The organism is Variovorax sp. YR752 (genome assembly GCF_943372545.1).
Window position 1 is genome coordinate 22,576 of sequence record NZ_CALRZC010000062.1, and the last position, 14,171, is coordinate 36,746.

The 14,171-nt window shown below is 68.3% G+C and carries 12 protein-coding genes and 1 pseudogene; 1 reads left to right on the top strand and 12 read right to left on the bottom strand.

Annotated features, from left to right (window positions below; all coding sequences use genetic code 11):
• Nucleotides 1–21: 21 nt before the first annotated feature.
• Genes AAG801_RS16540 through AAG801_RS16585 form a run of 10 tightly spaced genes read right to left on the bottom strand, consistent with a single transcriptional unit; the run spans nucleotide 22 to nucleotide 12,181 of the window.
• Entirely contained in the window at nucleotides 22–756 is a 735-nt protein-coding gene (locus AAG801_RS16540; RefSeq protein ID WP_341889343.1) for an SDR family oxidoreductase, read from the bottom strand.
• Complete coding sequence (locus AAG801_RS16545) at nucleotides 753–1,565, bottom strand: cyclase family protein (RefSeq protein WP_341889344.1); 813 nt, start codon at nucleotides 1,563–1,565, stop codon at nucleotides 753–755. Before AAG801_RS16545 ends, AAG801_RS16540 begins: the two co-directional genes overlap by 4 nt.
• Nucleotides 1,566–1,582: 17 nt before the next feature.
• Complete coding sequence (locus AAG801_RS16550; protein WP_341889345.1) at nucleotides 1,583–2,836, bottom strand: SDR family NAD(P)-dependent oxidoreductase; 1,254 nt, start codon at nucleotides 2,834–2,836, stop codon at nucleotides 1,583–1,585.
• Complete coding sequence (locus AAG801_RS16555) at nucleotides 2,833–4,008, bottom strand: thiolase family protein (RefSeq protein WP_341889346.1); 1,176 nt, start codon at nucleotides 4,006–4,008, stop codon at nucleotides 2,833–2,835. The genes AAG801_RS16550 and AAG801_RS16555 overlap by 4 nt, the downstream gene beginning before the upstream one ends.
• Entirely contained in the window at nucleotides 4,005–5,630 is a 1,626-nt protein-coding gene (locus tag AAG801_RS16560) for an AMP-binding protein (RefSeq protein ID WP_341889347.1), read from the bottom strand. Before AAG801_RS16560 ends, AAG801_RS16555 begins: the two co-directional genes overlap by 4 nt.
• A gap of 7 nt (nucleotides 5,631–5,637) precedes the next feature.
• Nucleotides 5,638–6,126 carry an aromatic-ring-hydroxylating dioxygenase subunit beta gene (locus AAG801_RS16565; RefSeq protein ID WP_341889348.1) on the bottom strand — a complete coding sequence of 163 codons (489 nt, stop codon included), beginning with the start codon at nucleotides 6,124–6,126 and terminating at the stop codon, nucleotides 5,638–5,640.
• Nucleotides 6,126–7,439: an aromatic ring-hydroxylating dioxygenase subunit alpha gene (locus tag AAG801_RS16570; RefSeq protein ID WP_341889349.1), complete on the bottom strand. Its 1,314-nt coding sequence runs from the start codon at nucleotides 7,437–7,439 to the stop codon at nucleotides 6,126–6,128. Before AAG801_RS16570 ends, AAG801_RS16565 begins: the two co-directional genes overlap by 1 nt.
• 31 nt (nucleotides 7,440–7,470) lie before the next feature.
• On the bottom strand, nucleotides 7,471–8,457 hold the full coding sequence (locus AAG801_RS16575; protein WP_341889350.1) for a PDR/VanB family oxidoreductase: 987 nt from the start codon (nucleotides 8,455–8,457) through the stop codon (nucleotides 7,471–7,473).
• Nucleotides 8,458–8,478: 21 nt separating this feature from the next.
• Nucleotides 8,479–9,984 carry an indolepyruvate oxidoreductase subunit beta family protein gene (locus tag AAG801_RS16580; RefSeq protein WP_341889351.1) on the bottom strand — a complete coding sequence of 502 codons (1,506 nt, stop codon included), beginning with the start codon at nucleotides 9,982–9,984 and terminating at the stop codon, nucleotides 8,479–8,481.
• A gap of 4 nt (nucleotides 9,985–9,988) precedes the next feature.
• A complete protein-coding gene (locus AAG801_RS16585; protein ID WP_341889352.1) occupies nucleotides 9,989–12,181 on the bottom strand; it encodes an indolepyruvate ferredoxin oxidoreductase subunit alpha in 2,193 nt (730 codons plus the stop codon).
• 144 nt (nucleotides 12,182–12,325) lie between these two features.
• Here AAG801_RS16585 and AAG801_RS16590 point away from each other — a divergent pair, with 144 nt between their 5' ends.
• Nucleotides 12,326–12,802 (top strand): MarR family transcriptional regulator, encoded by a 477-nt coding sequence (locus tag AAG801_RS16590; RefSeq protein WP_341889353.1) that lies wholly within the window; start codon nucleotides 12,326–12,328, stop codon nucleotides 12,800–12,802.
• Nucleotides 12,803–12,816: 14 nt separating this feature from the next.
• Here the strand turns inward: AAG801_RS16590 and AAG801_RS16595 are convergent, their stop codons facing one another.
• Entirely contained in the window at nucleotides 12,817–13,695 is an 879-nt protein-coding gene (locus tag AAG801_RS16595; RefSeq protein ID WP_341889354.1) for a zinc-binding alcohol dehydrogenase family protein, read from the bottom strand.
• Nucleotides 13,692–14,171: pseudogene (locus AAG801_RS16600) on the bottom strand (alpha/beta hydrolase); the annotation flags it as partial. The gene AAG801_RS16595 and the pseudogene AAG801_RS16600, both read right to left, overlap by 4 nt.

Here is a 14,171-nt window from a genome sequence, read left to right on the forward strand (position 1 = left end):
AGACGAACGCTGAAATGAAAACTAGAGGGCGAGGCTGCCGACGCTGGTGCCGCCGCAGACATAGAGAACCTGGCCAGTGACGAAGCTGTTTTCCGGCGCGGCGAAGAAACGCACGGCGCGTGCCACGTCGGTCGATTCACCGAGGCGCTTGACGGGTACGGAGGCCGCGAGCGCGCGCTCCTTCTCGCTGCCGGCCTCGACCACGTCGTAGAACATGTCGGTGCGAATCGGGCCCGGCGCCACCACGTTCACCGTGATGCCGTCCGCCGCGAGTTCGAGTGCCCAGGTGCGGGCCATGCCGAGCATGCCGGCCTTGGTCGCCGAGTAGCTGGTGCGCGTGGCCAGGCCCAGCGCGGCGCGCGACGACAGCAACACCACGCGGCCGAAGTGCTGCGCACGCATCGCGGGCAATGCGCCTTGCACGAGCTGGATGGCACAGCCCAGGTGCAGGTCGACCAGCGCATCGAGGTCGTCGAGCTTCACTTCGGGCAACAGCGCGGCGCGGATGACGCCGGCGTTGTGGACGATGGTGGTGGGTGCGAAGCGTTCGATCAGCTCGCGCACCGCCTCGCCGGTGGCGGCGCGGTCGGCCAGGTCGACCTCGAGGCTGTGCATCTTCGGATGATCGATCTCGGCCTTGCGGCGTGCGAGCGAGATCACTTCGTAGCCCTGTGCGAGCAGGTCTTCACAGATCGCCTTGCCGATGCCGGCGCTGCCGCCGGTGACGGCCGCGACCTTGGATGCGGTGGCACTCATGCCGTGGCTCCCACCAGGGCCAGCACGCGCAGCGGGCTCCCACTGCCCTTCTCGATCTTCAGCGGCGGGCAGATCAGCACCGCACCCGCGGGCGGCAGCAGGTCGAGGTTGCTCAGGCACTGCAGGCCGTAGCGGCCCGCGCCGTGCATGTAGTAGTGGCACGGGTACGGCGGACGCAGGTGATAGCCCTGCCCCGCATCCGTGCCGATGGCTTCGGAGCCGAAACCCAGCACGTCGCGCTGCTCGACCAGGAAGCGCACGGCCTCGGTGCTCGGGCCGGGCGTGTGCTGGCCCGTTTCATCGAAGTTCTGGTACGCCTCGGGGTCGGTGCGCTTGGACCAGTCGGTGCGCATGAGCACCCACGCGCCCTTGGGGATGCGGCCATGCGCGGCTTCGTAGCGCTCGATGTCGGCCACGCTCAGCAGGTAGTCGTCGTTGCCCTGCACATCGGCCGAGCAGTCGATCACGCAGGCCGGTGCCACGAAGTGCTGCACGGGAATGGTGTCGACCGAGTTGTTCGGCAGGTCGCGGCCCGAGATCCAGTGGATCGGCGCATCGAAGTGCGTGCCGGTGTGCTCGCCGCAGGAAAAGTTGTTCCAGTACCAGCCCGGGCCGCGCTCGTCGTACTTCGACACTTCCTCGATGCGGAAGGGCCAGCACTGGCCCATCTCGGGCGGCAGCGCGATCTGCGGAAACTCGGGCGTGAGCGTCTGCGTGAGGTCGATCACGCGGATGCGGCCGCTGGCCATGGCGGTCACGAGACCGCCGAGGATTTCGGCGGCGGACATCAGTTCGGTAGTCGTGGTCATTCGTGTGGCTCCTGTTCTCAGCCGCCCGCCGCGAGTTCGCGCTCGAGCACCTTGGGGTTGTCGCGCCAGCGCTCCAGCCACTCCTGCGCCACGTCGCCCGGGTACACGTCTTCCACGCCGTCGCGCAGCGCCTTCACGATGGCGTTGGCCAGTGCGGTGGGTGCCAGCTTGGGCGGTGGCGTGTGCTGGTTCCATTCGTCGTCGATGGGACCGGGGAACACGTTGATCACGCGGATGCCGGCGGGCCGCATCTCGGCGCGCAGGCACTGCGCGAGCGAATGCGCCGCGGCCTTCGAGGCGCTGAAGGTGCCGTGCGGCGGGAAGTTGCTCAGCGCATAGATCGACAGCAGGTTGACCCACGCGGTCGCACCCGTCGTGCCGTCGGCCGAGCGGCCCTTGAGCGCGGGGCCGAACTCCTGCGCCAGGCGCAGCAGGCCGAAGTAGTTGATGTCCATCTCGGCCTTGGCCACATCGGTGCCGCGGCGCGCGCCGATGCCGAAGGTGCGGTGCACCTCGGCGTTGTTGATCACGATGTCGACCTTGCCGCCGATGGCGCCGGCCAGCTCGGTCACCTGGCGGCCGTTGGTGAGGTCGAGCGGCACGAGCGTGACCTGCGGCAGCGCCGAGATGTCGTCCAGGCCGTCGCCCATCTTCTTCCAGGGTTCGGCGTGGCCGACCCAGACGATGTCGGCGCCGGCCTTCACCAGCGCACGCACGATGGCCTGGCCCGTCTCGGTCTTGCCGTCGGTCAGCAGCACCTTGCGGAACTTCGGGTCGCTGGTCATTTCGCGCAGCATCTTGTCGTCGGCCATGTGGGGACTCCCTTCATTCGGAAAAGCAATGAGAACGGCCTGGCCTGCGCGGTCGAGCCGGGCGCCCACGCGCACACGTTGCGGTGCTTCGCCGACCTCGCCATGCAGGTGGACCATGAGCGTGGGGCCGGCGTCGAGGTGCACTAGGCCCAGCCGCCAAGGCAGCCGCTCGCGAAAGAACAGGTCGTTGCTGTGGTGCAGCGTGGTGCTGCCGAGCAGCGCGCCCTCGCCGCTCTGCTGGCGCCAGCGCAGCGCCGACGACAGGCACTTGTGGCAGACCTCGCGCGGCGGGTACTGCACCGTGCCGCAGTCCTCGCAGGTCTGCAGCTCGAAGCGGCCTTCGGCGGCAGCGGCCGTGAGGCCGAGCGCGACGCGGCCGCGCGCGCCGGGCGGCAGGTTCATCTGCCGGGTGCGCAGCACCGGGTTCTTGCGCGGGGGGCGCATCATCGGCATCGTCATGCGGATCTCCCGAGGATGACGGCGCCTGTGCACAGGCAGCGGTCGTAGGTCACCATGCCGAAGCCGGCAACAAGGCCCAGCTGGGCGTTGGGCACGGCGCGCGCGCCGGCCTGGTCGGTCAGCTGTCGGATCGCCTCGACCATGCCGAGGAACCCACCCGCCGCACCCGCTTGCCCGGCCGAGAGCTGGCCCCCGCTGGTGTTGTTCGGAAAACTGCCGTCGAAGGTCATGGTGTTGGCCTGCACGAAGGCCGAGCCCTCGCCCTTCTCGCAGAAGCCCAGGTCTTCGAACTGCATCATCACGATGACGGGGTAGTCGTCGTAGGTCTGCACGAAGTCGAGCGCGGCGGGCTGCACGCCGGCCTGCGCGTAGAGATCGTCGCGGTCCTTGCGCCAGCCGCCCTGCACCATCACCGGGTCTTCGGCGTAGGCGTTGTGGCGCTCGATGGCGCCGCGGATCACAACGTGCGCCAGGCCCAGGTCGCGCGCACGCTCCTCGCTCATCACGAGGAACGCGTCGGCACCGGCGCAGGGCATCACGCAGTCGAACAAATGGATCGGGTCGGAGATGGGCCGCGCGGCCATGTACTCGTCGAGCGTGAGGCCCTTCTTGAACATGGCGTTGGGGTTGCCGAGCGCGTTGGTGCGCTGGTCCACGCAGATGCGGCCGAAGTCTTCGCGCGTGGCGCCGTAGGTGCGCATGTAGTTGGCGGTGATGAACGCGAAGATCGAGTTCGGGCCGCCCGAGCCGTAGGGGTAGCTCGCATCGCGCGCGAAGTTGCTGAAGCTGCCCAGCGTCTGGCGGAAGGAGTCGACGTGGTTGGTGTCGGCGCCCACGCAGGCGACGATGTCGGCGTCGCCCGCCTGCACGGCGCGTGCGGCGCGGCGCAGGCACATCACGCCCGAGGCGCCGCCGGTGGGCATGTGGTCGAGCCAGCGCGGCGACAGGCCCAGGTGCTGCGTGACGCCCACGGCCGTGTCGGGCGAGAGCGAGAAGCTGCTCAGGCACAGGCCGTCGATCTGTTCCTTGGCCACGCCGCTGGCCTGCACCAGCGCATCGATGGCCTGGCCGACGAACCAGTGCGCGGTGCGCGTGGAGTAGCGCACGTAGGGCACGGTGATGGGCACCGCGACCGCGACGCCTTCGTAGGAAAGCCGGTTGCGCTTGGTCATGCCTGCCTCTTTTTCATGGAGCGCGTGTCGATGCAATGGCCCTGGCCCGGCAACGTCTGCGCCATTTCGCGCAGCTGGCCGCGCTGGATCTTCTGCGAGGGCGTGAGCGGCAGCGCATCGACGAAGGCGACGTAGCCGGGCGCCTTGTAGTACGCCAGCTGCGCGAGCGCGTGCTGGACGATGCTGGCCGCGACTGCTTCCCGCTGCGCCGCACCGGTGTTTTCGCGCAGCACGATGCAGGCGAGCACTTCGTCGCCGCGCACCGCATCGGGCGTGGCGGCCACGGCCGAGGTCTTCACGGCCGGGTGCTGGTTGAGCACGCTCTCGACCTCGACGGCCGAGATGTTCTCGCCGCTGCGGCGGATCACGTTCTTTTTGCGATCGACGAAGAAGAAGTTGCCTTCGGCATCGCGGCGCACGAGGTCGCCGGTGTGGAACCAGCCGTCGGCCCAGGCTTCGCGCGTGGCCTCCTCGTCCTTCAGGTAGCCGGAGAAGAAGTAGCGGCGCGGGTCGGCGCCAGCCGAGCGCACCAGCAGTTCGCCGGGCATGTCGGTGCCCACGTCGCTGCCGTCCTCGCCCATGAGGCGGATCTCGACGAAGTCTTCCTGCCGCCCGAAGCAGCTGGTGCCCACGAGACGCGGCTCGCGGTTGGCCATGATGCAGGCGGCCGCGCCGGTCTCGGTCATGGCCCAGGCCTCGACCAGCGGGAAGCCGAAGCGTTCTTCGAAGGGCGCGTGGTTCTTGCGGTCGACACCGGCGCCGAAGCCCCAGCGGATCGCGTGGTCGCGGTCGGCCGCCGACGCGGGGGCCGACAGCAGCATCGCGGGCATCACGCCCAGGTAATGCACGATGGTCGCGCCGCTTTCCTTCGCGCTGGCCAGCCAGCTCTTCGGATGGAAGCGGTCGAGCTGCACGAGGCAGCCGCCCGCAATGAGCACGACCATGGTCGAGAACGCCATCGCGTTCATGTGGTTGAGCGGCAGCGGCGTGATGACGCGTTCGGCATCGGGGCGGATGCTGCACACGCCGTCGAGCGCGGCATACCACTCGCCGGCGCGCAGGAAGTACGCGTTGCTCAGGATGCAGCCCTTGGGCCGGCCGGTGGTGCCCGAGGTGTAGAGCAGGCCGCATTCGGTGTCGGTGCCAAGGGGCTCGCCGGCGCGCGGCGCGGCCGTCTTCGCGGGCGGCACGGCCTCGTCGGGGCCCATGGTCTCGAAGGCCACGCCAGCCTGCGCAGCGGCGGCCTGCAGGTCGGCAGCGCGCTCGGGCAGCGTGACGGCCAGGCCGATCTCGCTGTGGCCGATGAGGTAGACCAGCTCGGCCGAGCGCATCTCGGCGTTGATCGGCACCACGCTCGCGCCCAGCGCGTTCAGCGCGAGCCAGTGGAAGATGAAGGCGGGCCGGTTCTCCAGCAGCAGGCCGACGCGGTGGCCGTGGCCGTAGCCGGCCTGCGCGTAAGCGCCGCGCAGCCGTTCGATTTCTGCGGCGGCTTCACCCCAGCGGATGGCGCCGGCGGCAATGCCGTAGGCGGCGGCGGTCACCGATTCGGTGAAGAGGAATTCGGCCTGCGGTGTGCGCGCGGCCGTGGCGGCGAACACCTGGTGGACGGTGGCGTGGGTCATCGCGTCCCTAGATGAAGAGCTGCACGGCCGGCAGGGCCGCGTCGCAATTGAGCAGGTCGACGCGCTTGAGCGTCATGCGCAGCGCGCCGTGCTGCACCGTGAGGTGGTGGAAGAAGGTGCCGACGTAGAACTGGAGTTCGTCGCCCTGCGATTCGGTGTAGTGGAACTCGGTGCGCACCACGAAGCGCTGGGCGTCGGCGTCGAAGGTCTCGACGACGGGCACCTGCAGCAGGTGGTGGCAGCGGCTTTGGGGCTGCTGCGAAAACGCACGCGGGCTCTTGAGGCGCTCGATCCGCAGCTCGCGCAGCAGCTTGTCTTCGTACAGGTGCGAGGTGTGGTTGAGGCCGTCTTCCTGGTCGGGCACGAGCGGAATCCAGTAGAACGCGTCGTCGGTGAAGAGCGCGTTCCATTCCTCGTAGCGGCGGGTGTCGAGCAGGCGCGCTTCGTTGACGACGAAGTCGATGAGGTCCTGGCGGGTGATATCGGCGGCGGCCATTACATCGTCTCCGTCATGCGCTGCACCCAGCTGCGGTACTGGTTGCGCATGGGCAGCTCGTTGGTGCCGCCCGTGGTGATCTCGCCGCCCTTCAGCTCCGATGCGTCGTAGTCGCGGTGCAGGCTCACCCACTCGTTGCCGCTGGCGTGCAGGCCGGCCTGCATGCCGCGGTAGGCCTGCAGGTCGTCGTGGCCCACCACCGAGAACGGCGAGTTGATGAGGCGGTTGTACATGGTGGTGCGCTGCAGCAGCTCGGGCGGCGCGCCCTTGAGGCGGAAGGTCCAGCTCTCGATGAGCGTCTGGTTGGCCGAGATGGGTTTCACCACGCGAATGGCCTGGATCGCGCCCTTGATCGTGAGGTTCGGGTAGTACACGGTGTTGTGCCGCGCCATGCCCAGGATCTGCGCGGTTTTTTCTTCGCCGTAGCGCGCCTTCATGGCGTCGTCGTAGGCGGGGATCGCCTTGTACTTGCTGTGGATGCTGAAGTGCACGCCCGTGAAGCTGTGGCCGTGGTCGTAGGTGCGGATGCCCATGTCCTCGAAGAACTTGTAGTCGGACATGAAGGGCACGAACTGCTCCACGGCCATGGGCTTGGGTTCGTCTTCGGGCTTGTCGGCCCACATGCGCTTGGCGGTGCCGGCCGACGACTCGTGCGCCACCATGGGGTGCATGGTGTCGTTGAGGTTCTCGACGAACATCTTCCAGTTGCACTGGTGCATGAAGCGCAGGCAGCCGCCGGCGATTTCCAGCTCGCCCTCGGGCGAGCGGTCGGCCATGTTGTCGATAGAGCTCAGCGAATCGCCGAAGTACTCATCGAAGTCGGGGCCCGCGTCGTTGATCTTCACGAAGATGAAACCGCGGTGGCTGCGCACGTGCTTCACGGGGGTGAGGCCCTTGCCCGACTCGCATTCGTGGAGTTGGGTGTTTTCGTAGCCGGTCTTCAGCGGAATGGCCAGCGGCGCGCCGTCGGTCTTGAAGGTCCAGGCGTGGTACGGGCAGCGAAAGAACTTGCCGGTGTTGCCGCAGGGCCCGTTCACCAGGCGCGAGCCCTTGTGGGCGCAGCGGTTCATCATGACGCGCACGCTGCCGTCGCTGTGGCGTACGACGATCAGCGGGCGGCCCGCGATCTCGTTGGTGATCCAGTCGCCTGACTTCGGCAGCTGGCTCTCGTGCCCGACGTAGTTCCAGGTATTGGCGAAGAAGTGCTCCTGCTCAATCTCGAAAAGGTCCTGGCTGATGTACAGGTCGCGGTGCACGCGGTCGTTCTGCACGAGCGCGCGAACGGCATCGGGGTTGTCTCGGTACGAAGGCATGGTTCTCCTGGCTCCTTCCTGGCTTTTCTTTTCAGAGGTCGAGCACCAGGCGCGCTCCCTTGGCGCGCGAGATGCAGATCTGCATGACGGTGCCTTCCGCCTTCTCGCGGGCGGTGAGCACGTAGTCGCGGTGGTCGATCTCGCCCTCGATCACGGGCACGGCGCACACGCCGCACTCACCGCGCTTGCAATCGAACATCGGGTCGCAGCCGTGTTCGATGAGGCAGTCGAGGATGCTCTGGCCGACCGGCACGGTGAAGCGCTGGCCCGACTGGGCAAGCTCCACTTCGAAGGGCTGGTCGCCCTCCTCCACGACGGGTTCGGTGAAGAGCTCGAAGTGCACGCGGTCGTGTTCCCAGCCGCGGGCCTGGGTGCGAGCGAGCACGGCGTCGAGCATGACCTTGGGGCCGCAGACGTAGAGGCGGTCGCCGGCGGGCACGCCGTCGAGCAGCGCGTCAATGTCGAGCGGTGCGCCGGCTTCGGCGTCGGCATGCACGCGCAGGTCGTCGCCCAGCAGCGTCTGCAGCTCGGGCAGGAAGGCCATGAGGTCGCGACTGCGGCCGGCGTAGTGCATGCGCACGGCGGCGCCTTCGGCACGGCGGCGCGCGGCCATCGAGGCGAGCGGCGTGACGCCGATGCCGCCGGCCACCAGCACCGAGCCGCCCGGGCCGGTGTGCAACGGAAAGTCGTTCTTCGGCGGCTCGATGGTGAGCACGCTGCCCTCGGCCAGCCCTTCGTGCATGAAGCGCGAGCCGCCGCGGCCTTCGGCCTCCTTGCGCACGGCGATCACGTAATCGGTCGGGGCGTTGGTGGCGTTGCGCTCGGTCGCGAAGTTGATGAGCGAGTAGTGGCGCCAGTCGGTGGTGCCGTCAGCCAGCGTCACCTGCACGCGGATGTGCGCGCCGGCGGCGAAGCCGGGCAGCGCGCGGCCGTCTTCGGCGCGCAGGCGCAGCAGGCGGATCAGCGGGTTGAGGGCGCGCGCTTCGGCGACGCGAAGCTGGAGCGTGGGGGCGGTCATGGGGCGGGTCCCTTCGTCTCTTCAGGCCAGGGCGTGCTGCGCCAGCGCAGCTTGCAGCTTGTGGCCGTGTTCGTCGGCGAGCGCGGCGTCGCGCAGTTCGCGCAAGGTGGCGGGCGCCAGCGCGGCACCCGCACGTTCGAACGCGCGCATCACGGTGTCGTAGTTGCGCAGGCCGCGCTCGTGCGTGTCGCTGTAGCCCTTGACCAGGCGCTGGCACTGGGCGAGTTCGACGGCGAGCGCGGGGTTGCGCTGCGCGGTGGCGGCGATGCGTTGCAGCCACTCCTCGATGCGGCGGTTTTCGTCGGCGTAGCGCATCGTCGAGCGGCGCCAGCGCTTCATCGAGGCCACGGTGCGCAGCATCAGGTAGCCGCGCAGCGAGCTGGTGCGGATCACGCGGCCGTGCTGCGTGAAGCGCTCGACGATCTTCCTGGGCAAGGTGGAGTGCATGAGCCAGCGGCCGATGCCGCCGGGCAGCGTCTCGCAGATTTCCTGCAGACGCGGGTGCATGTACTCGTGGATGGCGAGCACCTGGCCCGACTGCACGCCGGCCTCGCCGCGCACGCGCTCGAAGCGGGTCGCACGGGTCTTGAGGGCGGCGACGCGGGCCGTGTCTTCGTAGGACATCCACAGCGCGAGGTGGCGCGCGGTTTCGCGCAGCAGACGGTGGGCGTCGTCGGGCAGTTTGGCAACGGTGGCCATGCGGTCGAGGTAGAGGCCGGCGTAGGCCAGGTCCTGGTAGTCGATGAGGCGGCGAACGCCTTCGAGCAGGAAGTCTTGTGCGGGCAACGGAAAGTCGCGCTGCACGCGCTCGACCAGTGCGCGCACGGCCGGGTGGCGCGGTTGCGGTGCGGGCGTGGCGGCCGGTGCGACCTTGGCGGGTTCGCCGTCGTCGCCGTCCTGTGCGCGGTCGAATGCTGCACCGAAGGCCTTGAGGCTGGGCTTCACGCCCACGCCGCCGCGCTCGATGGTGGCTTCGAACTGCGCGCGACCGAAGGGCAGCACGCCCGAGCCGGCGAGCGTGCCGAACAGCACGGCGCTGATCACGCTGCCCGAGGCTTCAGCAGCCTGTGCCATGTCGAAACGGATGAAGCGCTTGGCGGCGCGCGCGGTGTGGGCGAGCAGCTGGTCGCTGTCGACACGGCCGTCGCCCATGGCGCTCTTTTCGGCGATGGAGAAGACGCGGTGCGTGGAGGCAATGAGCGTGGTGCGGTCGCGCGTGACCAGCCCGCGCTGCACCGCGCGGCCGGCTTCCATGAGCTCGGAGGCGAGCACCACGTCGACGTCGCCCGGCAGCGGCATCAGCGCGAGCACGGGACGTCCGCCGTCGGCGTGGGCCTGCGCATCGGGGTACAGCTCGACGTAGTAGATGGTCGCACCGGTGCGCTGGGCCACCCCGGGCACCGAGGTGGTCTGGGCGACGTAGCCGTTGGCCTCGCCCATGTCGACGATCCAGTCGGCGAGCACGCCGCCGCCCTCCCCGCCCATGGCGAGGATGGCAATCTTGATGGGTTGAACGGTGTTCGTCATGGCGTCAGAAGGCATAGGCGTCACGGCGGCGCGCATCGCCGCGCTGCATCCAGCCGATGACGGTGCTGCGCACGCGCTGGCGGAAACGGTCCCATGCGGTCGGGTTGCTCACGACCTGGGCCTTGTAGAACGAGGGGCACAGCACGGCGGCGTGCGACACGTCGCCGCAGTTGCCGCAGCCCACGCAGCTGTCGAGCACGGTGGCGACGGGGTCGATGCGCAGCGGATCGGGGTTGGGCTTGATCGACAGCGAGGGGCAGCCCGACAGGCGGATGCACGAGTGGTCGCCCGTGCAGGTGTCGGCATCGACGCCGAACTTGTCGCGCACCATGCGCTTGCCGTCGGCGATGGCCTTGCGCACGAGTGGCTTCTCGCGGCGCTGCTTGTTGAGCATGCACTCCGACTGGGCGATGAGGACCTTGGGGCCCTTCTTTGTCGTGGTGAGTGCGTCTTTGAGCGCGTCGCGCATGCCGGCGACGTCGTAGGTGCGGCGAATGGTCTTCACCCATTCGACACCCACGCCGCGCACGGCGCGCTCGATTTCGTGGCCGGTGCTGCGCGTCTTGTTGACGGCGGTCGACGAGAGGATGTCCTGCCCGCCCGTGGCCGAGGTGTAGTTGTTGTCGACGATGATGGTGAGGTTGTCGCTCTTGTTGAAGACCGCGTTGGCCACGCCGCTCGTCAGGCCGTTGTGCCAGAAGCCGCCGTCGCCCATCATCGAAATCGCGCGCTTGCCGGCCGGTGCGTTGAGCGCCGAAGCGCCCGCGCCGCCGAGGCCATAACCCATCGTCGTGTTGCCGATGTTGAAAGGCGGCAGGATCGAGAACAGGTGGCAGCCGATGTCGGCGCTCACGTGGTGCGCGCCGAGTTCGCGCTCGACCAGCTTCATGGCGCTGAAGATCGGGCGCTCGGGGCAGCCGGTGCAAAAGCCCGGCGGACGCGAATGGACCACATCGCCGAGCGCGCTCGACGGCTGCGCGGGCTCGGGCGCATCGTCGACGCCGATGGCGGCCACTTCCTTCAGCGGGATCACCTTGCGCACCGGTACGGGCACCGGCAACGGCGCGAGGCGTTCGTAGCGCTCGCAGAAGGTGCGCGTGCCCTTGAGCAGTTCGAGCGTCGTGTACTCGCCGGCCACGGGCAGCATGTCCTTGCCGTGCAGCGCGGTGGTGGAGCCGGCCTGGCGCAGGATGGTCGCGAGGTTCTGCTCGACGAAGTTGGGCTGGCCCTCTTCCACGATGAGCACGGCGCGCTTGCCTTCGCAGAAGCGGATGACTTCGCTCTCGATGACGGGGTAGGCCACGTTCATCACGTACAGCGGAACGCGGGTCTCGCCATACACGTCGGCCAGGCCCAGGCGTTCGAGCGCACGCAGCAGCGTGTTGTAGCTGCCGCCCTGCACGATGATGCCGATGTCGTCGGCGTCTTCGGAGAAGAACTCGTTGAGCTGGCGCTCCTCGATGAAACGCACGGCGGCAGGCCAGCGGTCTTTCACCTTCTCTTGTTCGTGCACGAAGCTCGCGGGCGGCAGCACGATGCGGCTGACGTCGCGCTGCGGGTTCTCCAGCGCGTCCTTCAGCGTGAACTTGGCGCGCTTGTTGTCACCCGCGATGAAGTGGCCGTGCACGTGGCAGGCGCGGATGCGCAGCTGCAGCATCACGGGCGTGTTGCTGGCTTCGGAGAGATCGAAGCCCTGCTTCACCGCATCGACGATGCTCGGCAGGTTGGGCCGCGGATCGAGCAGCCAGATCTGCGACTTCATGGCGAACGCATGGCTGCGCTCCTGCATGATCGACGAGCCTTCGCCGTAGTCCTCGCCCACGATGATGAGCGCGCCGCCGGTGACGCCGCCCGAGGCCAGGTTGGCCAGCGCATCGGACGCCACGTTGGTGCCCACGGTCGCCTTGAAGGTGACGGCGCCGCGCAGCGGGTAGTTGACGGAGGCGGCCAGCGTGGCGGCGGCGGTGGCTTCGCTGGCGCTGTTCTCGAAGCGGATGCCGTGGTCGGCCAGGATGTCTTGCGCATCGGCCAGCACATCCATCAGATGCGAGATAGGAGCGCCTTGGTAGCCCGCCACATACGACACGCCCGACTCCAGCAGGGCCTTGGTGACGGCCAGAATGCCTTCGCCGCGGAACACTTCTCCACCAGTAAGTCGCAGCTTCTTGACTTCTTCGACGAACGAACGCTCAGCCATGGATGTCCTTCTTCTTTCTCGTGGGAGGATGCGGCCCCGGGGTCACATCACGGTTCCTATAATGTTTAGAAATGAATGTATCCACAATCATGAATTACCCTAGCCATGCAATCCGCATGCCTGCGGCAAACAGGAGGCACCGTCATGTCTGAACCGCTCAAGGAAACGCATCGCTTCGTCGACGACTACCTGCCCGCGCTGCTGGCGCAGGCCAGCCAGCTGATCTCCTCGGAGTTCCACGAGGTGGCGCGCCAGCAGGGTTTTTCGGTGTCGGAGTGGCGCGTGATGGCGTCGCTGGCGGGCAGCAACGCGGTCAGCATCGGCCAGCTCGCGCAGGTGACGGTGACCAAGCAGCCGACGGTGACGCGGCTGCTGGACCGCATGGAAGCGCGCGGCCAGGTCGAGCGCCTGCCCCATGAAAGTGATCGCCGCATCACGCTGGTGCGCATCACGCCCGCGGGGCTGAAAGCCGTCGAGCACCTGATGGAGCTGGCGCGCGAACACGAGCGCCGCGTGCTCGAGCCCTTCGGCCTGCGACGCGCCGAAGAGCTCAAGCAGACGCTGCGGCAGATGATCGACCTGCATGTGCATGTGCCGGTCGAGGTGCCGGACGAAGACTGAAGCGCGTGGCCTGACTAGGGCACGAGCACCGCGCGGCCGCGATGGCCACGTTGCGCGATCCATTCGAGTGCGAGGGCCGAATCGGCGAGCGCGAAGGGCTGCACGTCGAGATGCAGTCGGCCATCGGCCAAGCGCGCAAGCAACTCTGGAGCGGCTGCGCGACCTTCAGCTTCGCGCCTGAACATGTTGAGCGGCAGCAGCGCCACGTCGCGCTGCAGGAAGTGCGCGATGTCCAGCTGCAGCGTCGGGCCGGCGGTGTAGCCGATCAGCACGGCGCGACCGCCGGGGCGCACGGCAGGCAAGGCGCTCGCGAGCACGTCGCCGCCGACGGTGTCGATGAGCAGGTCAGCGCTGGCGACTTCAGGTGGACCGGCTTTCGGATCGACAGGCGTTGCGGTAGCGCCCGCGTCGCGTGCGAGCTGCATCACCAGCGAACCCACAGCGCCGCTTGCGCCCGTCACCAGAACTTGGTCTCCAGGCTGCAATCGGGCGACGTCATGCAACGCGACCCACGCCGATGTGGTGGGCGAGAAGAATGCTGCGCCGAGCGCCATCGGCACCGCATCCGGTAACACGCCGAGTGCGTCGTCGGGGGCATCGACCAGCTCACACCAGGTGCCATCGAACAACGTGCCCAATCCGCTGCCGCGCAACCACACGCGTTGTCCGACGGCGTAACGCTCGCTCGCGACGACGATGCCCGCCGCTTCCACGCCCGGCGTGTAAGGCAACGGCGGATGCCGCAGGAAGCGGCCTTGCCACACGGTGCGGTCGATGTGGCCGACGGTGGCGGCCTGCATGCGCACGAGGGTGCGACCGGGTCGCGCGACGGGCTCGGCCACTTCTTCGAGCACCGGCACCGCATCAAAGCCATGAATGCGAACCGCCTTCATGGCCGCGTCGCCAGAAAGTCGAGCACCGTGCGCGCGAAGACCTCGGGCATCTGGTCGGGCAAGGGCACCATGCCGCCGTCGATGTCGACGATGCGCGCCTGCGGCAAGTGATGCTGCAACTCCGCCGCATGCGGCGCCGCGAAAGGGTCGAGCGTGGCGCGCACGATGAGCGTCGGCTGCGTCACGCGGCCGATGCGCTCTTCCATGCAGTACGAGGCCACGGCGCGGTGCCCTTCTTCGACACGGTGACCGACCTTCATCGCATCGCGCACGAAGGCCTCGAGCAGGTCGGGGCGCCCCGGCGGATAGAAGGCCTGGCGCTTCTGCCACAGCGCAGCAAGGTGACTGCCGTCTTCACTGGGCGCCACTTCGTCGATGGGCGGACGCTGCGCGCGAGCGCGGCGAAACACCTCGTCGGTGTACGGCGTGGACGAGAGCACGAGGCTGCGCACGCGCTCGGGAAACGCCGCGGCCAA